Annotated in this window: 21 protein-coding genes; 13 read left to right on the top strand and 8 right to left on the bottom strand. The window is 38.0% G+C overall.

Going from position 1 to position 21,266, the window contains the following annotated elements:
• Window positions 1-105: 105 nt before the first annotated feature.
• On the top strand, window positions 106-1,191 hold the full coding sequence (locus tag AABB81_RS11060; RefSeq protein WP_342160576.1) for a nuclear transport factor 2 family protein: 1,086 nt from the start codon (window positions 106-108) through the stop codon (window positions 1,189-1,191).
• A 248-nt stretch (window positions 1,192-1,439) separates the two neighbouring features.
• On the opposite strand, the gene AABB81_RS11055 is transcribed toward AABB81_RS11060, so the two are convergent.
• Complete coding sequence (locus AABB81_RS11055) at window positions 1,440-2,621, bottom strand: acetyltransferase domain-containing protein (protein WP_342160575.1); 1,182 nt, start codon at window positions 2,619-2,621, stop codon at window positions 1,440-1,442.
• 521 nt (window positions 2,622-3,142) lie between these two features.
• Between AABB81_RS11055 and AABB81_RS11050 the strand changes: the two genes are divergently transcribed.
• From AABB81_RS11050 to AABB81_RS11040, 3 genes are all read left to right on the top strand, one after another.
• Window positions 3,143-3,916, top strand: coding sequence for an MBL fold metallo-hydrolase (locus AABB81_RS11050; RefSeq protein ID WP_342160574.1), 774 nt, complete (start codon window positions 3,143-3,145; stop codon window positions 3,914-3,916).
• Entirely contained in the window at window positions 3,913-4,812 is a 900-nt protein-coding gene (locus AABB81_RS11045; protein WP_342160573.1) for a DUF1295 domain-containing protein, read from the top strand. Before AABB81_RS11050 ends, AABB81_RS11045 begins: the two co-directional genes overlap by 4 nt.
• 188 nt (window positions 4,813-5,000) lie before the next feature.
• Window positions 5,001-5,456, top strand: a complete 456-nt coding sequence (locus AABB81_RS11040) for a hypothetical protein (protein ID WP_342160572.1) — start codon at window positions 5,001-5,003, stop codon at window positions 5,454-5,456.
• Between the two features lie 248 nt (window positions 5,457-5,704).
• On the opposite strand, the gene AABB81_RS11035 is transcribed toward AABB81_RS11040, so the two are convergent.
• Both AABB81_RS11035 and AABB81_RS11030 read right to left on the bottom strand, forming a co-directional pair.
• On the bottom strand, window positions 5,705-6,229 hold the full coding sequence (locus AABB81_RS11035) for a hypothetical protein (RefSeq protein ID WP_342160571.1): 525 nt from the start codon (window positions 6,227-6,229) through the stop codon (window positions 5,705-5,707).
• Between the two features lie 224 nt (window positions 6,230-6,453).
• Window positions 6,454-6,687, bottom strand: a complete 234-nt coding sequence (locus AABB81_RS11030) for a hypothetical protein (protein WP_342160570.1) — start codon at window positions 6,685-6,687, stop codon at window positions 6,454-6,456.
• 372 nt (window positions 6,688-7,059) lie between these two features.
• Between AABB81_RS11030 and AABB81_RS11025 the strand changes: the two genes are divergently transcribed.
• A complete protein-coding gene (locus tag AABB81_RS11025) occupies window positions 7,060-7,962 on the top strand; it encodes an NAD-dependent epimerase/dehydratase family protein (protein WP_342160568.1) in 903 nt (300 codons plus the stop codon).
• A 17-nt stretch (window positions 7,963-7,979) separates the two neighbouring features.
• On the opposite strand, the gene AABB81_RS11020 is transcribed toward AABB81_RS11025, so the two are convergent.
• From AABB81_RS11020 to AABB81_RS11010, 3 genes are all read right to left on the bottom strand, one after another.
• Window positions 7,980-8,789 (bottom strand): carboxypeptidase-like regulatory domain-containing protein, encoded by an 810-nt coding sequence (locus tag AABB81_RS11020; protein WP_342160567.1) that lies wholly within the window; start codon window positions 8,787-8,789, stop codon window positions 7,980-7,982.
• Window positions 8,790-8,966: 177 nt separating this feature from the next.
• Entirely contained in the window at window positions 8,967-9,818 is an 852-nt protein-coding gene (locus tag AABB81_RS11015) for a pyruvate, water dikinase regulatory protein (RefSeq protein WP_342160566.1), read from the bottom strand.
• 134 nt (window positions 9,819-9,952) lie between these two features.
• Window positions 9,953-10,858 carry a helix-turn-helix domain-containing protein gene (locus tag AABB81_RS11010; RefSeq protein ID WP_342160564.1) on the bottom strand — a complete coding sequence of 302 codons (906 nt, stop codon included), beginning with the start codon at window positions 10,856-10,858 and terminating at the stop codon, window positions 9,953-9,955.
• Window positions 10,859-11,069: 211 nt separating this feature from the next.
• On the opposite strand from AABB81_RS11010, the gene AABB81_RS11005 reads away from it, so the two are divergent.
• The 5 genes from AABB81_RS11005 to AABB81_RS10985 all read left to right on the top strand — a co-directional run bounded on the left by AABB81_RS11005 (window position 11,070) and on the right by AABB81_RS10985 (window position 15,891).
• Complete coding sequence (locus AABB81_RS11005; protein WP_342160563.1) at window positions 11,070-11,522, top strand: nuclear transport factor 2 family protein; 453 nt, start codon at window positions 11,070-11,072, stop codon at window positions 11,520-11,522.
• Window positions 11,523-11,547: 25 nt separating this feature from the next.
• Complete coding sequence (locus AABB81_RS11000; protein WP_342160562.1) at window positions 11,548-11,994, top strand: nuclear transport factor 2 family protein; 447 nt, start codon at window positions 11,548-11,550, stop codon at window positions 11,992-11,994.
• A gap of 59 nt (window positions 11,995-12,053) precedes the next feature.
• Window positions 12,054-13,208, top strand: a complete 1,155-nt coding sequence (locus AABB81_RS10995; RefSeq protein ID WP_342160561.1) for an aldo/keto reductase — start codon at window positions 12,054-12,056, stop codon at window positions 13,206-13,208.
• 29 nt (window positions 13,209-13,237) lie between these two features.
• Window positions 13,238-14,533 (top strand): DUF418 domain-containing protein, encoded by a 1,296-nt coding sequence (locus tag AABB81_RS10990; protein ID WP_342160560.1) that lies wholly within the window; start codon window positions 13,238-13,240, stop codon window positions 14,531-14,533.
• Window positions 14,534-15,099: 566 nt separating this feature from the next.
• Window positions 15,100-15,891, top strand: coding sequence for a class I SAM-dependent methyltransferase (locus AABB81_RS10985; protein ID WP_342160559.1), 792 nt, complete (start codon window positions 15,100-15,102; stop codon window positions 15,889-15,891).
• Between the two features lie 428 nt (window positions 15,892-16,319).
• On the opposite strand, the gene AABB81_RS10980 is transcribed toward AABB81_RS10985, so the two are convergent.
• Both AABB81_RS10980 and AABB81_RS10975 read right to left on the bottom strand, forming a co-directional pair.
• Window positions 16,320-17,303, bottom strand: coding sequence for a carbohydrate deacetylase (locus tag AABB81_RS10980; RefSeq protein ID WP_342160557.1), 984 nt, complete (start codon window positions 17,301-17,303; stop codon window positions 16,320-16,322).
• Between the two features lie 45 nt (window positions 17,304-17,348).
• Entirely contained in the window at window positions 17,349-18,065 is a 717-nt protein-coding gene (locus AABB81_RS10975) for a DUF6090 family protein (protein ID WP_342160556.1), read from the bottom strand.
• Window positions 18,066-18,324: 259 nt separating this feature from the next.
• Here AABB81_RS10975 and AABB81_RS10970 point away from each other — a divergent pair, with 259 nt between their 5' ends.
• From AABB81_RS10970 to AABB81_RS10960, 3 genes are all read left to right on the top strand, one after another.
• Window positions 18,325-19,110: an alpha/beta hydrolase gene (locus tag AABB81_RS10970; RefSeq protein WP_342160554.1), complete on the top strand. Its 786-nt coding sequence runs from the start codon at window positions 18,325-18,327 to the stop codon at window positions 19,108-19,110.
• 96 nt (window positions 19,111-19,206) lie between these two features.
• On the top strand, window positions 19,207-20,001 hold the full coding sequence (locus AABB81_RS10965) for a cation efflux transmembrane domain-containing protein (protein ID WP_342160553.1): 795 nt from the start codon (window positions 19,207-19,209) through the stop codon (window positions 19,999-20,001).
• A gap of 150 nt (window positions 20,002-20,151) precedes the next feature.
• Window positions 20,152-21,171 carry a proline iminopeptidase-family hydrolase gene (locus AABB81_RS10960; protein ID WP_425287341.1) on the top strand — a complete coding sequence of 340 codons (1,020 nt, stop codon included), beginning with the start codon at window positions 20,152-20,154 and terminating at the stop codon, window positions 21,169-21,171.
• Window positions 21,172-21,266: the final 95 nt, after the last annotated feature.

The following is a 21,266-nucleotide window of genomic DNA, read 5'->3' as shown; positions in this document are numbered from 1 at the left end:
AACTAGTTTTATTTCAGGTTGTTACAATGCTCCAATTTAAAAAGACCAGGATGTGAATTCGACAATATTTGTAACATGAATATAAACCAATTAAAAATATTTCTAATGAAAGCAAAACGAGTATTAGCAGTAATGATTACATCCCTATTCCTTTTATATGGGTGTTCGGATAATGAAGGCAGTGTTGAAGAATCAGGATTGGCCTCTAAGGCATCTGAATCCAAGAGTTCTGTAATTGACCAAACTTATCCCCAAGCACAAGCGGAAGTCTTAGAAACTTTTGGCGAGATTGGGCAAATTATAACGAACGGAGCCGGAGATGGATATGATAGCCCATATATGGACCAACTTATCTCTTTTCATGCCTATGGACCCAAGTTTACTGAATTCAATGATGGAAAACTTTACGATAGTGCAGGTAACGAAATTAATGAACGTACTTTATTTGGAGATATAGTAGACCCGGGAGGAGTTAAACAGTTTGCCGCTGTCCCCGGAACTTTGAAAGTTGCGGTATATTTCGGGAATGTTGCCAATTTAACCTTTATCTCAGATTTTATCCTGCAGATTGATGGTGTTGACTATACATTCAATAATCTGATTACTCTATTATTTATTAAAACAAAGGGTGAATGGAAAATGGTTCACGAACATCATTCTGCTGCTGATAATGAAGACAGTTTTGCAAAATCAGGATTGGCTTCTAAAGATTTTTTATCCAAGAGCGCATCCGGATACAAGAGTTCTGTAACTGACCAAACTTATCCCCAGGCACAAGCAGAAGTCTTAGCAACTTTTGGCGAGATTGGGCAAATTATAACGGACGGAGCCGGACAAGGATATGATAGCTCATATATGGACCAACTTATCTCTTTTCATGCCTATGGACCCAAGTTTACTGAATTCAATGATGGAAAACTTTTCGATAGTGCAGGTAACGAAGAGAATGAACGTAGTTTATTTGGTGAAACAGTGGACATCGGAGGAGTTAAACAATTTGCCGCTGTAGATGGAACTTTGAAAGTTGCGGTATATTTCGGGAATGCTGCCAATGTAACCTTTATCTCAGATTTTATACTGCAGATTGACGGAATTGAATATACGGTCAATAATCTGATAACACTATTATTTGTTAAAACAAAGGGTGAATGGAAAATGGTTCACGAACATCATTCTCCTGCGACATTATAGAACTTAACAATAAAGCGCAAAACCATTATGGTGGCAATCCGTGATGGTTTTGCATACTTCTTGTTTCGACACCTCTATTGATCTGAAAAGCGATCAATATTCCGATTACCACAATTACAGTTTCTCCAATGGCATATCGGTAATAATTGAAAAATTGATATTTTTTGGCTAATTTGAATCGTATTTTTCAAAATAACCGAAGCTTGTTTTTTAAGAGGGTTATTTGATAATCTTCTTTATCTGCGAGATCACAAATAGCTTAACCACCATTTGTCTCTGTTTGCCCTTTTGTAATTATCGTACCACCTGGAGACAGGATATAAGAATAAACAGATCCCGATCCAGAACAGATAGACGGCCCATAGTGGAAAACCGTAACCTTTTAATTGCGGTTCAAGAGTTACAAAATCTGTGAGGATCATGTCAGAAAACTTGTATCCTGTTAGCATAGCTGCGATCATTGCCACAAAGTGGATCACAAATAAATGTACAATATACCAAAACATCGGAACCCTTCCGATTGTAACGACAGGCTTTAGCCAGCTAAAATCTAACCTTTCAAAAAGGTATAAAAAAATCAGAGATGGCCCGATGGTGATCAAAAGGTATAGAAGTGATGGCGGATATTTTGTAACGTTGATAAAAGACAAGAAACTGAATACGGGTGAAGACTGTATTGTCCAGGGAGAGGGGTCTCCATATAAATTATCAAATCTCAGTGCCGTAAAAAGCAAAAGGCAGGAGATGCCTGAATAAAGCAATATCCGGAGTCTTTTCTTCCTGTTATATTCGGGTTGGTATAAGCTGCCAAAATAATAACCTACGATTATAAGACCCAGCCAGGGGATCACAGGATAAATGACTTTGATCTCTAAGTTTCCTAAAAGAATCTGGCTCCGGACATGTGACAGTTTCCATACCGAAGCGAGGAATTCGTTTCCTTCGGGATAAAATCCGTCAAGCGCATTGTGGCCGAAAATCATCAGCATTGCAACACTTAAAGAAAAAAACTTCGGCAACCTGATAAACAAGGCGAGTGAAATCATACCTGCTCCTATGGCCCAGATAACTCCTAACCATATTGGCGTAAGATTGGTGCTGAAGACCCAGGCGAATCTGATCACCGTGATTTCAAGAAAAATCAACCAGAGCCCTCGCTTTAGCAGCCAGACCGACAATTCTTTTTTACTCATCCGGCGGCCCACAAGGTATGCAGAAGTTCCTGCCAGCAGGACGAATACAGGCGCGCAGAAATGTGTTATAAAGCGGGTTAAAAACAATGCGGGGCTAGTTTGGGAAAGATCGGTCGGATCATAGAAAAAGGCATCGTAATGAAAATAATCCCTGACGTGATCCAGTGTCATGATGATCATCACCAGTCCTTTTAAAATATCAAGGCTAATGATTCGTTGGCTTGAAGTTTTATTCATTCAAAAATTCTTTAAACCAATCTTTGAAGACTTTATTTTTACTGGTAGGACCACCGGTTATATAATGAAACATCGTTTAGGTAGATATGGTTGTTGAGCAATAAATATAGGTAAATTGGCGATATAAAACGGCTGATCAACTAAAATAGGAGTCTCTATGTTTCTATATGATACAGTAATACAGTATTTTATAAGGGAGAGAAGCGCGCAGTATAAAGGATTAAGTACTAGAAAAAATATTATTCTCACTTCTCACTTCTCACTTCTCACTTCTCACTTCTCACATCTCACATCTCACTTCTCACATCTCACATCTCACTTCAGCCTCAATGAGGTATAGGAGTAAAGTTTTATTGTTATATATAAACTTATATCCCAAAAGCGGCAATAAACACTAGCAGAGCAAAGGAGGTGCAAAATTGATCTCCTAAAGGAAAATAGTGATCAATTGGTGGTTATTGTTTAAATTTAGCAACGAATGCTTATGCCATTAATTCTCATCAAAAAGACAGAAATATTTTATGATTCAGGTACAACGATTGAATATGGACAATTCACTGTTTCTGGAGATCAGTGGTTGGAAAGTGTTGATCGACCCTTGGCTGGAAGGAACTGAAGTTGACTTTTTTGGTTGGTTTAATACACAATGGCATCGAACGGCTCCTTTATCCTATGACCAAATACCAGCTTTTGACACTGTTTTGATCACTCAAAAATATCCGGATCATTTTCACGCTGAAACCCTAAAAAAATTAAAACCGGATCATATAATAGCTCCCACATCATTAAAGGGAAAAATAGAACATTTGCTTCCTGCCGCATCGTTGACCACATTGGATTCAATCGATAATCAAGTTATGGTCAATAATGTCGAGGTCACCTTTTTACCTACGCAAAGAAAAATCGACCCGATTTATGATGCGTTTATCTTAGACGATGGAAAAGAGAGCGTGTTCTTGGCTACCCATGGTTTCCAAACGGGTGACAAAGAGATCCAGCAAATAAAAAAAGCTTCGGACTGCCAGCTTTTAATAAATCCCTTTAACTATTACAAACTGCCTTTTTTCCTGGGAGGTGTGGTTTCTCCCGGTATGGATGGGGTAAAGCATTTATGTGAGGTGCTGGATCCAAAAAAGGTGATTGCAACACATGATGAAGACAAACATGCAAAAGGATTGGTTTCTAAATTGGCAAAGGTTATTCGCCCGTCATCCACAGAAGCACTTCAAAAAGTTCCCTGGCTCGGTGATCGTTATCTGGAATTAAATCATTATCAAAAAATTAAAATATCATGAATAAAAAAGTAAAAGCCTTAGCAGAAATCGCTCTTATCTACCTTATTGTAGGGTTTGCCGGATGGACAACTTTTTACTTTTTTAAAAACCAGGATGTAGTTTTGCGATTTCTTTATGCCGATCTGAGCATGACTATTGTAACCTACCTGTTTTCAGTTTTAAGGCGAAACAGCAGTGTGTATGATGCCTATTGGAGCGTTATCCCATTCTGTTTTATTCTGTTGTGGTACTTTTATTTTGGAGGAAGCGAATGGGGGATCTATCAATGGACCAGTGCGGTTGCAGTAAGTTTTTGGTCGTGGAGATTGACGTGGAGCTGGGCAAGAGGATGGCCGGGATGGGAGCATGAAGATTGGAGGTATGTAAATTTCAGGAAACAGTTTGGAAAGTTTTTCGAGCCCATTAATTTTTTAGCTATCCATCTATATCCGACCCTGATCGTATTTTTGGGTATGTGGGGATTGTTTTGGGTATTTGATTTTGGTGAGATCCAGAGTCCTATGTTGTTTTATTTTGGAGCGTTTTTGTCATTTTTAGGCGCCATACTCGAACTTCTAGCCGATTCGGAACTGGATCGGTTTAGGAACAGGAATAACAAGAAAAAAGAAGATATATTACGGAATGGCATCTGGGCCTATTCCAGAAATCCAAATTATTTGGGAGAGATCTTGTTTTGGTTCGGGCTGTTAGGCATGGGACTGGCTTTTGGAGCGCCGGGTTATACTGCCATTGGTTCAATAGGAATGCTTTTGATGTTTCTTTTTGCCTCCATCCCCATGAAAGACAGGCAGATGGAAAAAAACAGACCTGAAGCCTTTGCAAAATACAGAAAAGAAGTTCCAAAATTATTTCCGCTTCCTATGGGGAAAAACAAGGTTAACAAAAAACAGGTATAACAAGGCAGATCTATTAATTAAAGCCTGGTTTGTATTTATGCAGATGAGGCCAACCTTTTAATTTGGTATATGTATTAAGTGACCGCAAACCTGTTTCATTGTTTACTTACAAAAATCACCTGTTCTGTTGTCAAGACATTTAAAAAAGATGAATTACTTTAGTAAACTGATTGTAAACCCTTAGAAAAATGACAACTGCTACACCTGATTCCAAGGAATTTTCTAAACGGCAAATACTGTTCATACGCTACTTTACCGCTATTTTGATTGATCTTACTGTTCTAAACCTTTTTAATGAATACTCAGACAATGTCCAGATAAATTCTTTTACTATTTCGCTCCTTGCTGCAGTTGTGCTGCAGCTTATGTTACAGATCACTTTTAAAATTGAGCATGGTGTTGGTTCACACTTTCTGAAAAAAGGCAGAAAGGGCCTGCGAATTGTCTCGGCCTGGGCATTGTTGTTCGGATCTAAATTTGCCATTCTTTGGGTCTTGGAAGTGTTATTTGGTGATAAAATAATGTTCCTTGGAGCCTTTCATGGAATTTTGACTTTTATCATTGTAATATTGGCCATGTTAGGAGCAGAAGGACTAATAAGATGGATTACATACTCTGCTTTAGGGATTTACCAACCCAGTTGATGATGAAGAAGGTCTTTTCGCTTTCTGTTTACTGATATCATTTGATATAATGAGTCTGTGGAATTCAATGCTTCATCCGCTTTTTCGAGATCAGTCAAAAGATCGACTTTAGTTTCTGTCAAATCTATTTTTAACTCCTCCAGCAGTTTGAATAAGGAACTCTGAATTTAGAACTGAACTCTCAACAGCTAATTTGATCAGAGAGGATCTTTTGCGTAAGTGTATTTTATTGCCTCCCGTTAAGCCTGCTATGCGGTCCAGACATAGGAATAGCATATATTTTTCCATTTGCCGTCTATATTTTTCATCAAATTGAATTGGCCCCCGTATGCCCTGATGGAATAATAGATTGCGTACTTTCCATCCCTGAATATCACCGGAAGTGAAATTATCAACCAATCATGACCTTTAAGATCCTTTAGGGTAGAATTTTTAAGTTCGCGTATCAGTTTGTTGATATTCTCGGTTTCCATGGAGGTAAACCTTTCAACGAGATAGTCTTTCTCTTCTCTGTCCATTTTCAAGGAATCCAAATTCTCAAGTGACGTACAGAGTTCAAAACTATTTAAATAGTACAAGTGCCTGGATAATGGCTGATTTATGTCAGAGATGATCGTTTTATAATAAACAGTAGGGACACTATCTGCCTGTATAATGTCACTGAGAACCTGAAGCTCTGATTCTTCAATCGATCGTGACTGGAATTCTCCGGACTTGTATAAAGAGAAAAACAGCAGCCCAGGAGCGATGATCAGAAATAAAAATTGCTTCATGAATTTATACAAGGATAATGTTTTAAAGGTATAAAAAATTCAATTTCTTTTACAATATGTTGTGGGTAAATTCTGTTTTTATTGGTTCTTAGAAGTTTTTGCTTGGATTCTGAACACCTATTTTAAATACAATTTTTTGACTTAAAATGTTGGTCTGGTAAAACCAAAATGATGATTCACCCGGATTTCTGTCCATGAGTCAGGATGTTGATTCAGATTAAACATTAGTCGCATTCAATGCATGGTTTATCACCGTATCCATTTTTGGCAGCCCATTCCAGGCACGCCTCCTTTGTTGAGAAACAAGGCAGGCCTAAATTCAAACTCTCTACTTTCCAGGGAGATTCTTCCGGACACTTATTGGCACAGATTTTAAATTCTTCATTATCAGAGCTACAGGTTCCTAATGTGACAGCCGAAATGAGAATCAGGATCAGGATAAATATATTTTTTCTCATAATGACAAGATTTTAAAGAACTGCAAGAAATAGCTATATTGACATCTTGAATTTACGCTTTTGCAGACAACAAATGAAATGATAAGCATCAAGCTAATGATTGATTGTGATCATTTTAAAATGAAAAATGTGATGATTTCAACCTCAATTTCTAATAAAAAAATTATTTTTAAGCCTCAATAGAGAGTCCTGAGCCATGAAAAAATATTTTTCACTTTTTGTTATAATAGTCATATCGGGATGTTTTCTCAAAAGGCAGACAGATTTGTGAGTTTAAATGAAACAAAATTTCACATCAAAAATATATGAAACATGTAGCATATACTTTATCAGGCTGCTAACATATAAAGTCATTAGTAAACAGGAGAAATTATGATAAAAAAGCGAATATTATTTACCGGGGGCTCAGGAAAAGCAGGAAAACACGTAATTCCCTACCTTCTTGACCAGGGACATAAAGTGATGAATGTAGATCTGCTGCCTTTTGATTATCCGGGGCTGGATAATCTGATAGCCGATATTACAGATTCCGGACAAATGTTTAATGCTATGAGTTCCTATACCGGCTTAGATGAATTGGAACCAGGGAACGGCGTGCCAAAATTTGATGCTGTAGTACATTTTGCAGCCGTGCCAAGGATCTTGATCAATCCGGATAATGAAACTTTTAGGGTGAATGCCATGGGTACCTACAATGTGATTGAAGCAGCGGTTAAACTGGGGATTAGAAAGATTATTATTGCTTCATCAGAAACTACCTATGGTATCTGTTTTTCAGATGGCAAAACTGATCCTAAAGTGTTGCCGCTGGAGGAGGATTATGAGGTTGACCCTATGGATAGCTACGGGCTATCGAAGGTTGTCAATGAAAAAACTGCAGAGAGCTTCCAGCGACGTTCGGGCTTTGATATTTATGCCCTTCGGATCGGAAATGTGATTGAACCTCATGAATACGCAGAACTGTTTCCATACTATTTTAAAAATCCTGAAGTGCGCCGCAGGAATGCCTTCTGCTATATAGATGCGCGTGACCTTGGCCAGATTGTGGATTTATGTTTAAAAAAAGACGGCCTTGGTTATCAGGTTTTTAACGCCGGAAACGATCAAAATGGAGCTGTTATTCCGAGCAAAGAATTAGCTGAAAAGTTTTTTCCTAATGTTCCGATTACAAGAGAATTAGGAGAGCATGAAGCATTGTTTTCTAATCGAAAAATCCGTGAAGTTCTGGGGTTCAGAGAACAGCATCCCTGGCAAAAATACTTGAAGTGGGACTAATTTCGAATCTGGGTTTTTTAATCGGTATCACTTGTAGTATTTAAAAATTCTTTACTCTTTTTACTGAGCAAATCGAGGAATTCTATTTCATGACCATAGTTTAAAAGGTCAAAATCAAACGTGTCGTCTTCAACATACCTGATAAATTCTTCTACACGATGCTCAGGAATATCAAAATTATCTATTAAAAAGGATGAGCCAAGATAATATTTAATAGTTTTTACCGGTACTTCAGGAACTCCTGCTGCTTTTTTATCTTTTACTTCAGACCTAAAAAGCGGTATCAATAATTGATCTACGATATTTACAACGTTTAAACCATTTACCATAGTTTTACCTTGGGTGTTCATGTCCAGGTTTTTAATCTGGCTTTGATTATCATCACCTAATTCAAAAGGGTCCGTATTTTTTATACCAAAATAAATAGCATTTTGCTTTGGACTAAATTTTTCTACGTTTTTCGCATCTGTTACAATGTTACCGGTAAGTATTTTGGAGGTGATGACAACTTCATCCAATATGTTCATTTGTTCAATTAAAAAAACACTTATTTTTTTTGATTCAAAAATGGCTTTATTAACCCTGACATCAATGTTTTGATATTCCAGGGCCTTGATTTCTAAAAGATCGTTCAAGGCTACTGCAATGATAAACTCACCATTTTTATCGGTGATGGTTCCTGTATTTGATGAAGCGTTGTAAATGGTTATTCCTTCAATATCACTGCCTTCGACAACAATTTTTCCGTTTATATTTTCACGTTTAATATCTTGAGAAAAAGCTAAAAAGCTTATACAAAATACAAATATTGGCAGCAGTTGTTTCATAGCTAAGATTTATGTTGTAAAAATAATTGGTTCCTGTTTAATTTCAACATGAATTACTCTAATCTTTTGTTAAAACAAAGGTTTTCTTCAATGACACCGTATTTGACTCAAGACAATAGGGGAGTAGGCAGTGGACGGGATGAGAACCCCACTTTTTCTTATGCAGCCTCTATGATATTAAGGCATATTATGACGATTTTCTTTGTCAAATCTTTCAAACAACATACCAAGGATTTCATTTGAAGTAGATTCAATGGCCTTATTTGAAATATTTATTTTTGTAAACCCTCCCCTTCTAAAGATTAAATTGGCATATTGAAGTTCTTTGCCAACAGATTTTGAATCGACGTAATTCATTTTTGGCAAGTTCCCAAAATTTTTCCAGCGTTTCTGTCGCTGGATAACTAAATGATTTAAGTTAATATTCAGCCCAAAAACCCTGTTCTTATCGATTTCGAATAACTCTTTTGGAGGATCGATACCCGTTATAAGCGGAACATTGGCTACCTTCCACCCAAACATTGACATATATACACTTAAGGGTGTTTTTCCACATCTCGAAACACCTGTAACGACAATATCTGCTTCACCCAGATTCTGTGCATTAAGTCCGTCATCGTGATTGAGGGTATATTCCATGGCTTCAATCCTCCTGTAATATTGGGCATTTATTTTATGATAAAGACCCGGAGTATTAACAGATTGCAATCCAAAATCATTTTCTATTATATCTGCAAGGCTTCCCATAAGATCTGCCTGTTTTACCTGTTGTTTTTCACATTGATCAATCAAGAACGTGCGTAAATCAGAATTTACCATGGTATGCGTAAGTATTCCATTGACATCTTTAACCTTTTTAACGACATCAATTACCTTTTCTTCTGTACGTACATCAGGGATTAATTCAACCTTTAATGCGTTTTCAGGATATTGAATAATTAAGGTTTGCACTATGGTATGCCCGGTTACGCCTTTACCTCCGGAAACAACATAAATTGCTATGGAATCGTTATCTGGTTTCTTCATCATATTGAACTTTACTTAACAGAAACTCTATTTTCTTTTACTATTCTCATTACAGGTTGTTGATTTGAAGTACAATCAATATGCCAACGACTACTGGAATGACGGGTACAGTAAAAATACAAAATCTAGGCGTTGAATCAATTAAGATTCCTGAATTCACGAGGTGTATATCCCACTTTGTTTTTAAAAAGCCGGGTAAAATGCTGTGGATATTTGAACCCCAGCTCATAGGCAATTTCACTTAATGATTTATCGGGGTCGAATATTTTTTCCTTGGCGATTTCGATAATCTTGGCCTGAATATGTTCATTGGCACTTCTTCCTGTCTCTTTTTTGACCAAATCACCAAAATAATTGGAAGACAGGTGCTGTTCATCAGCAAAATAACTTACCGAAGGAGTCCCCAGGTCTTTTGCTTTTCCTGTTCGAATATAGGAATTTAATGAAGTTTCAAACCTTTTGATAACACCGAGGTTTTCTTTTTCCCGGGTTATGAATTGACGATCGTAGAATCGCATACAATATTTCAAAAAGAGCTCAATATTCGCTACAACCAATTCTTTACTGTGTTTGTCAACCCCTTGTGACAGCTCGGAGCGTATCTTCTCAAAGGAGTCCAGCACCAATTGCCGCTCTCTTTGTGAAACATGGAGAGCTTCGGCGAATTGATAGGAAAAAAAGCTGTAATCATTCATTGTTTTTCCCAGGTTGGTACCCCAAAGCAAATCAGGATGAAATAACAGCGCATGGCCCGCCGGTTTAAAATTCTTGGGGATTTGCCCCACATTCACCAATTGCCCGGGCCCTAAAAAGACCAATGTACCATCCTGGTAATCATAGTTCTGACGGCCATATTTTAAAACACAGGCCTCTCCCTGCTTAAGAAAAATGCCATAAAAATGATACATGACAGTATCAGCATGGTCCTGCGACTCCCACGTTCCGTCCGACAGGTCGTGCACACTAACCAGGGGATGCAATGTTGACAAATTAAACTTGGAGCAGTAATCATCGACCTTTACCAAATCTTTTATGATGGACATCTTAAATTCTTTTCTCGAATTTAGTCAATGTTTTGAAATAAACCATATGGCGATCCAAAATCGGTAAAAATGGTAGGTTAATCCTTAAAAAGGGTAAGTATTTTGGTCTTAAATATCCATAAATTTGAGAAATGAAAATGTACAAACTATAAATTAGGAACAGCAGATCTGAATTAAGATATGTAGATGATAAACTTTTAAAAACTTAAAAATGAGAATATTATCAATTGCAATGTTTTTGCTTGCCATAAGCGCACAGTCTTTTGCGCAAAATGCAAGTATTGAAAAGGAAATCAAGGAGCTTTCAAAAGCAAAATGGCAATGGATGGCCGATAAGAATGTCGACAAGCTGGAGGCACTCTTCGATGATAGGTCGAAATTTGTGCACATGAGCGGTTCCTGGAGAAAGGAGAGGGAGCTGGAAATCATTGAAACAGGAAGCATCTGGTATAAAGACGCTGATGTTCATGATGTCGCCGTAGAAGTTTTTGGAGACGATACCGCTATAGTCTGGAATCGCATTACGCTAACAGCCCATGTTAGGGGTAATGATGTGACAAATGAATTTACGGTAACCGAATTCTATAAAAAGGAAGGGGAAGACTGGAAGTTACTGGATTTGACTTTTAGCAAAGTACGTGACACCCATGAAATTGAGCATTAGCAACATTTAAACCCAAATAATTATCATGAATATAAAATCCATAATTTTAGGAGTCCTTTTCTTATTTATGAGCGGACAGATAGCCTTGGCCCAATCGACAGGAACAGAAAGGGAAATCACCGAACTCTCCAAGAAAAAATGGGAATGGATGGCCGATAAAAATGCCGACAGCCTGGCCGAACTCTTCCATGATAAGGCCAAGTTTGTACATATGGGTGGCACCTGGGGAAAAGACCGGGAGGTTGACATCATCAGAAGCGGAGGCATCCATTACAAAAAAGCAGAGATCCATGAAGTCATGGTTGAAGTCATGGGTGAAACAGCCATTTTATGGAACAGGATTACACTTCTGGCGGTCGTTGGGGGCAATGAAGTAAGCAACCCCTTTATGGTCACGGAGGTATATGTAAAACAAAACGATACATGGAAATTGGGCGATTTGACATTCAGCAAACTCCTTACAAGGGATTAATGCCATGTTGATGATCAAATAAATTATGATGAAAACCTGAAAAATTCAAATGAATATTTATGAAAAAAAAGAACGCTCATTCAAAAATTAATAAGGAGATAAACAAGCAGGTTAATAGAAGAGATTTTATTTCAAAATCAACCCTTTTGGGAGCAGGTTTGGCGACTGCACCTTTAGCCTTTGCCGGCAGTAATAATTCTATGGGCCAAGAAATAGTAAATAAACCTGCTTATCTTCAAGGAAAGCGTATGTTGGGAACCCTCGAAGTCTCGCCTATAGGTTTGGGGTGTATGAGTATGAAGAGTGGCAGTTATAACCCTCCGCGTGACAAAAAGGACATGATTCCCGTGATAAGGGGAGCTGTTGACCTGGGAGTTACTTTTTTCGATACAGCAGAGGTATACGGACCCTTTACAGATGAGGAACTTGTTGGTGAGGCTCTGGCTCCAGTGCGCGACGAGGTTGTCATAGCCAGTAAATTTGGTTTCGATTTTACCAATGGCAAGAGGGCTGGACGTAACAGCCGCCCCGAACATATCCGAAAGGCTGTTGAAGGGATGTTGAAAAGATTAAGGACAGACCGGATTGATTTACTTTATCTGCATCGCCTGGACCCTAATGTGCCTGTTGAGGATGTTGCCGGAACCGTTAAAGAATTGATAAAAGAAGGAAAGGCACTTCATTTTGGTCTATCCGAAGTTTCCCCGCAAACGATTCGAAAGGCACATGCCGAACAGCCGGTCTCGGCGCTGCAAAGCGAATACTCCCTAATTCAGCGTGCCCTTGAAAACGAGGTAATCGATACCTGTGATGAGCTGGGTATTGGTTTTGTGCCATGGGGCCCCATGTGCAGAGGGTTTTTGGGCGACAAGTTTAATGAATACAGCCGTTTCTCTGATGACTCCCGATTTGCAGCTGTCCCGTATTTTATGCCTGAGGCCATTAAGGCACACATGGAAGTGTTGATTTTGGTCCGTGAATGGGCACGAAAGAAAAACGCGACGCCGGCACAAATTTCACTGGCCTGGCTTTTGGCCCAAAAGCCCCATATCGTGCCTATTCCAGGCACTACAAAATTGCATCATATAAAAGAGAACATGGGCGCTCTTAACATCCAATTTACAAACAATGAACTCAAGGAATTTAGGGAGGTTTTGGAAAAAATACGCCTGGTTGGAGTCAGAGGCCCTGAAACGGCATTGGTAGATCAGTAAGAAGGCAGTTGTAACTATAAATTGAAAAATTGAAAAATAATAAATCATTATCAGCACCATTAGAACGAATAACAGTATTGGATGCCTTAAGAGGATTTGCCTTATTTGGGGTTATAATTATGCATATGCTGCAACATTTCGGAATCAGGAATGGAGGGGCACAAGAAGCAGTACATAGGTTCCCGGTATTAGATGAAGCAGTACAATGGATTGGGAATAATATCATCATGGGACGGTTTATCAATATTTTTGCCTTCCTTTTCGGGTTAAGCTTTTTCATCCAAATGGATAGAGCTGCTAAAAAAGGCATTGATTTTCGCGGACGTTTTGTCTGGAGAATGATCATATTAATGGCGATGGGCTTGTTATGTCAATCTTTTTACAATCTGGAAATTATATCAGTTTATGCATTTTTTGGTCTTTTGCTGATCCCTTTATTTAAGGTTAAGAATTGGTTGTTGATCGCTATTTTTTCCTTTTTTTTACTAGGGGGCCCGCGTACGATCAATGTAATTCATCATAACTATACAACTGCAATAGAGCTGGCACATATTGAAGATCAAAAAAGTACTGAAGATCAGGTAAAGACAGAGCAGCAAAGAAACGATTTCCAAAGTCCACGTGAATTGCCTGAACATATTAAAAACCCAACCTTTTTAAACACTGCAAAGTTTAATTACAAAGAACGATTGCCAGCAAAGTTAAACTATCAATTTGGTCTAATTGGACGAGGATATATTACTTTCGCTTTATTTGTACTGGGACTGTTAATTGGCCGGATTCGCTTTTTTGAAAAGCTGGCCCGGCGGAAAAAGCAAAATAAAAAGCTCTTTATTGGATTTCTACTAGCGACTCTAATTGCTATTTTGATTAAAAACACACTGCCTTCAATTGATTTCGGTATGCTATTTAGGCCGGAAGGTCAAATATTGCCGTCTTCAATTTTGACAGCACTAGCCATGGCAGACCTTAGCATGGTGCTGAGCTCGGCAGCGCTGACATTAGGGTTTATATTACTTTATCAAAATGGAAAATACAAGAAATATCTTGAGGTTTTATCACCATATGGACGCACAGGATTAACTAATTACATCATGCAAGGTGCTCTCGGAAGCTTGATTTTTTCTCTTTGGGCATTTGGTTCCATATTCGGTGGCTGGGGAGCAGCAGCATTATTTTCCTTTGGAATTGTTATTTATATAATCCAGGGAATCATCAGTAAATACTGGTTGGAATACTATTTGTATGGGCCTTTGGAATGGCTTTGGCGTTCATTGACCTATTTAAAAATTCAACCCTACGTGAAAAAGAAACCCGGACAATAGAATTGTAAGACATGAATTAAATCCTAATTGGCTTTGACCTATCAATGACTTTAGTAAATAGGGTTTCCGTAGAAATCATTTTAAATAGTCAAAACTTTAAACGAATTTAATTTATCTGAGAATAACCCTTGTAAAAACGCAAATAGTCAGATGTGCTTTTTAGTCTTTTCTATCGAACGCCTAAAAACCGTTTAAAAACCGCTAAATTCCTGCCTCGCCGGCAGGAGAGTGGTATTCAATTTATACAATGCAATAATGCTAGAATGCGTGCAATCAAACCAGCCTGACGGCAGGCAGGGATTCTGCTATGCTAATGCGAGAATACTTCAAAAATCTCAAATCTGAAATCTGAAATCTGAAATCTGAAATCTCAAATCTGAAATCTGAAATCTGAAATCTCAAATCTGAAATCTCCAATCAATAACTTACTTCGACCCGCCACGCCGGCAGGAGTGGAATTCGACATTCCTTATTCGAAATTCGAAATTCAGCATTCCGGTGCTATGTAATCAGAGTTCTAAGTTAATTTCGTTATCTTACAAAAAACGAACCAAAAACAATTCAAAATGGGCAATGATGATTTTATTAGAAATTACGAACGTGAAACCTGGACAAGATGTTCAGGAAGTTATTTAAATACTTGGGGTAATTTAACAAATGAAATGCTTCCTGAACTCATAAAAGCTGCCCATATCAGATCAGGTGAAAAGGTATTGGACATTGGTTGTGGCCCCGGGAATTCCTCAAAAATATTAAGCGACACAGGAGCTGAAGTAACTGGGATTGACTTTTCTCAGAAAATGGTAGATGAAGCCTCCGCCAATTACTCAGATATTTCCTTTCATCAGGCCGATGCCGAAAACATACCAAAACCAGACAACTCATTTGATGTAGTCGTCGCCAATTATGTCGTTCACCACTTTGCCGATCCTGACAAAGTATTTTCAGAAATTACAAGGGTCCTAAAACCTGGAGGCAGGTTTGTATTTGCAGTTTGGGGTCCACGTGAAGAGCAAAGTTCTGTCGGAGCCTTTTTCCCGGCATTTAGCAGTCATCATGAATTGTCAGAATTACCGCATGGTCCGCTTTTTGGCATTACTGATAAAGAGACTTTTGAGCCTCTTTTTTCAGGGGCGAATCTCAAAAATTTTGAACTGACGCATCATAAGACTGTTTGGAATTGTTCATCCTTACAACCCCTTATTGATGGTTGGTGGGATTGGGGCAACCTTCATGCTTTCCCACAAGACAAACAAGATAGGATAAAGGCCGATTTTATTAACAATTGTGCGCCCTTTTCTACTGAAAAAGGCTATTCTTTTCCGCATTCCGCAATCCTCGGCAGTGCTGCTAAATAAGTTTGTTTTGGTTAGAGAAGCTTTTCATATTTACCGTGACTGTGAATGCCCTGGGTCCTTGCTCAAAGGGAATTTTATTTAATGCTACAATGCTATAATGCTACAATGAGAGAATGCTGGAATGCTGGAATGCGAGAATACTTCAAAAATCTAAAATCTAAAATCTTCAATCTGAAATCTCCAATCTGAAATCTGAAATCTTCCATCAATCTATTTATGTAGATTAAAGTTGATTTTTCAGTTTTCCGCTCCTCGGTTCAGTTATTGATCTGCAGGGCGATCAATATCCCTATCACCACAAGTATGATTTCACCAATAGCATATCTGGCATATTTTAAAGGTCGGTTGTCATCTGCCATTTTTTTACGGGTTTTTCTGAAGAAGGAGATCATTAGTTTGGGTATTAAGTTAAATAATCATTTGATTATTTAACGCATTTGACATTTTTCATCATCCCACAGGTCATTTATACCAATCAGTTCAATACCATTTCTTTCAATAGCAGCTTTCACTTTGGCGGATAAAACCATATGTAGATCGTTTTGGCCAGCTCTGGCATTTTTTATTCCAAAATAAGTATCAATCGCTCGTGATTCCTCGTTATCAACTGTTGGATGCAGGACTAGACGATACGTTCCGGGCTTAAGTTTATCAAGGGCAAGTATTAATTTATCGACGCTGGAAGAGACGTCACCATCATAATTCTCCCAGAAATCGATGGTTCCCATCCAACCTCTTTCAGGTATTGGAACACATAGCTCTTCTGCAAGTTTTATCATTACCTCCATGAGTTGTTCATTGCATGCAACACCCATATGACAATCCAGATAGTCAATTCTAATTCCAAGATCAAGAGCTCTTTGAATCTGTGCTCTAAATTCAATTTCTACTTCATTGATATCAGGAATAGCATCTGAAGTTAATAATCTGCGTCTTTCAAGTGATTTAATGGGCATTTCTGTATCAGAAGAATATAGATAGGGCGCCTCTTCTATATAATGCAGAGAAAGAGGAGCTCCCGGATAACTTAAAAAAAGATTACCATCCGGAGCAACAATGCTTTTAACCTCAGAGGCTGGAGCCAATGGCACCCAATTTAATTTATCCCACCCGCTTGACAAGGCTAAATGAAGCCCGATGTTCCATTCGGGGTTATCTCTTATCAGGAGTGCAGTTTCTGTAAACCATGGAGCCCCGGCCATAACACTTGCTGATGTCATTAAACCCTTGTCAAATGCTTGTTTAAGTGCCATATTTGACGCATGGGTAATCCCAATGTCATCACCACGGATAATGAGTCTTATTTTTTTAGGATTTGGATCTTTTTCAACTGACCATGCAGGCTGTTTTTGAGCATGCATCGAAACGATAAAAAATAATGATATATATAAATAACGAAGTTTATAAATCATTTTAAATAAGTATTATCGATTCATAAAATATACAAAATGCCTGTGCTACTGTTCCTTGTTGGTTGCTGTGGCATCCAAAATTTGCAGGATCAAAGTTTCTGCTTCCCTGAATTGATTAAGGGCAGTTTTTAAAACATAAAGCTTGTCGTCGACATAATTCTCGAATACATGGTCCTTGAGTAAATGGTCATTGTTCTTTATCAGGTTGCTCCTGTTGTAATTGAATGAGGGGTTGTTAATATCAATATTTCGAAGTGATCCATTAACTTTTATATAATTGATGAGCTGGGTATTGGAATCTTCAATCATTTTTTGTATTTCATCAAGTTCACTGAAAAACCGTGACCATTCATAAAGCAGTTTTTTGAGCTTGTCATTGCTTAGCCTAGTAAGGTTTCCTGAACTTTTAAGGTCATTTAAAATAAATTCACTTGGAACCCAGGTAGGACTGCCCAGGGCAAGGGAAAGTATATTATCAAATTCCTTGCCCTTGTATAGATTTTTTTCCATTTCCAGTTCTTCAAACACTTTTTCCAGATTTTTGATGGTTGTTTTCAAGATGGAGTCTTTGTATCTTAAATTTTGGAGATTTTCCTGAAATTCATCTTTTAGGTTATACAGTATTTTGCTCTCCTGAAGCTTTTCTTTTCTATCCTCATTCAAGTTGTTGATTTGCAAGGCAATCAAAATACCAATAACCACCAGTAAAATTTCGCCAAGGGCGTATCTGGCATATTTCATGGGCTTATTATCATCTGACATTTTTTTTCGGATTTTTCTAAAGAATGAAATCATGGGCCTGGTTGCTGAGGCCTAAAGATAGCAAAATTGATTCTTTGAGAGGCAAATAAGAAACAATCGTCTGCTTGATTTTAAGTTCTTAACTTTATAAGATCGAAACCGTTACTATAATCACCCGGAAATTACAAAAAACAGCAGAGTTTGTTTGTAGTATTATTCAGAAAAAGTGAGAGTACGTATCGATTACGATCTCAACCAATAATAATTTAATCCTATTATAATGAAAACATTTGCCATTTTAAGTATCCTTTTAACAGTTTTTACATTCTCTCCTTTGCAAGAAGCCGAAGCAGAAAAAAAGCAACTGGAAGGAAAAGGTCAGTCGAAAACGGAGATTTTCACATTTTTAAACAATGGGATCCCGACAAAGGGGAAAATATTTCTGCCGGCGTCATATAAGGCCAACAAAGAGCTGCCTGCGATCTATCTGATAGATTTCAGGGAACAGCATTTTAAGTTAGCTACCGACGAATTTGAAAAGGTAATTGAGGGTGTTCAAAAGATTAGGGATTTAGATGCGCTGGTGGTATCATTGGAGCATATTGCCGATATTGATGCAGAGCCCGAAACATATCAGGAACATTACCAGTTATTTAAAAACATGGCAGCATATGTGACCGCTAAATACACTAAAAATTCGTCCGGAACATTTATTGGAAAAGGAAGTGAAGCTGGTGTTGTGCTCATGTCTATGTTTCTTGAAACTCGTGAAAATTCTGTATTTGATAATTTCATCGCAACCGATCCTTCACCCCTCTATGCTTCTGCCATGATTAAAATGATCGAGAACAATGATTTTCCAAATAATAAATCGAATAAAAAACTCCATTTTTCCTTTTCAACAAGCAATGATCGTTCAAAGTGCAATACATTGATCAGCCGGATTAATGAGGCCAATTATCCCTGGCTTCAGTTCAGATTCAAGGAATACACCAATAGCAACTACGAAAACACCTATCCTGTTTCCTTCGCTGAAGGACTGGCATTCATTTTTAATACAGATTAAAATCTGCGAATCATGAACTTTTTATTTAAAAATATTGAATTTGAATCTCAAGGCCCACGTGATTATGGTAGTTGCTACAAATAATATATAAACTGAATGGATAAAACAATATTTGAAATTACAAAAATGGACTGTCCTTCGGAGGAAAACTTAATCCGTATGAAACTGGACGGAATTTCGGGTATTAAAAAACTGGATTTTGATATTCCCAACAGAAAATTGATTGTTTTCCATAAGGGGCAAACAGATCAAATTGAGAAATCAGTTAGAGAATTAAACTTGGGAGGAAAAAGAATCTCAACCGAAGAAACTGACCAAAAAGATTTTGCTGTAAATAATGACCAGAAAAAGCTGCTTTGGACAGTTCTCGGAATCAATTTTGCATTTTTCATTATCGAAATGACCACAGGCTTGATTTCAAAATCAATGGGCCTTGTTGCAGATAGCCTGGATATGCTTGCCGACAGTTTTGTTTATGGGATGAGCTTGTTTGCTGTGGGAGGAACCTTAACCCGAAAGAAAAGAATTGCAAAACTTGCAGGATATTTTCAAATCACATTGGCGATTATAGGGTTTATAGAGATTTTAAGGCGCTTCTTTGGGCATGAAAAGCTACCTGATTTTACGACGATGATCATCGTATCAATTTTTGCCCTTTTGGCAAACGGTGTATGTTTGTATTTGATGCAAAAATCTAAAAGCAAGGAAGAAGCACATATGAAAGCAAGTATGATTTTTACTTCAAATGATGTGATTATCAACTTAGGAGTCATAACGGCAGGGGTTTTGGTGAACTGGCTTGACTCTGGAAAACCCGATTTGATCATTGGGACTATCGTTTTTATTTTGGTAATCCAGGGGGCATTGAGAATTCTGAAATTAGGGAAATGAAAGGAACGCCTGTAAGGCACCTTCTTTATGGCCAATATAAAATGAATTAGTATTATCTTAGATGTCACGAACCATCCATTTTGGTTCATTAAACTTTTTTAATTAATTTATTTAGAAATCATGAAACATCTAACAGCACCTGTCCTGATTATGCTGCTCCTAATGATAAGTTGCACAAATAATCAGAAAGAAAACCTAACAAGCCCTGAAAAGAGCAGTTATTTAGATTATTCCGGCAGCGATGACCAGATTACAGGAGGCATTAAAATGATTCCGGTCGAAACAGCAATAGGCACTTTTAATGTCTATACAAAGCGCATGGGCAACAACCCTAAAATACGGGTACTGCTGCTTCATGGCGGCCCTGGCGGGACCCATGAGGAATTTGGCAATTTTGACGGCTTTCTGCCCAAAGAGGAAATCGAATACATTTACTACGATCAGCTCGATTCTTATTACAGCGATAAACCCAACGATTCGACGCTATGGACCACCGAACATTTTGTGGAAGAGGTGGAGCAGGTCCGTAAGGCCTTACAGCTCAACAAAGACAATTTTTACCTGCTCGGACAATCCTGGGGAGGGATTCTCGCTATGGAATACGCATTAAAATATCAGGAAAATCTAAAAGGGCTGATCGTTTCAAATATGGTGGCAAGCGCACCGTCCTATACCAAATATGCCAATGAGGTCCTGGGCCCTCAAATGGATCCCGATGTATTAAAAGAAATTATGGACATGGAGGCGAACCATGATTTTGACAATCCGAGATATAGCGAGCTCTTGATGAATCATTATTATACAGAACATATTTTGAGAATGCCTTTGGAAAAATGGCCTAAATCGGTAAACTTGCTTTTTGAGCATCTGAATCCAAACATTTATGTATATATGCAGGGTCATAGTGAATTCGGGATGACGGGCAATGCTACCCTGAAAGATTGGGATGTATCCGGCAGGCTCAGTGAAATTAAGGTCCCTACCTTAATGCTTGGGGCTAAATACGACACGATGGACCCAACATACATGGAGTGGATGGCTTCAGAGGTTCAAAACGGAAGAAGTGTCACTACAAACGGAAGCCATCTTTCTCAGTTTGACGACCCTGAAACATATTTCAGCGGATTGATCAAATTTATAAAAGATGTCGACGCCGGAGAGTTTAAATAGACGAAGCCGATTCTTTTAATAAAAGACATTAATAAATAAAAAAGGTTCCGGCATTTATCATGCTGAAACCTTTTTTTTTTTAGAAGAATTACTCC

The sequence above is a fragment of the Lutimonas vermicola genome, from assembly GCF_038433205.1.
GTDB lineage: Bacteria > Bacteroidota > Bacteroidia > Flavobacteriales > Flavobacteriaceae > Lutimonas > Lutimonas vermicola.
This window is presented reverse-complemented; position numbering and strand designations above follow the sequence as displayed.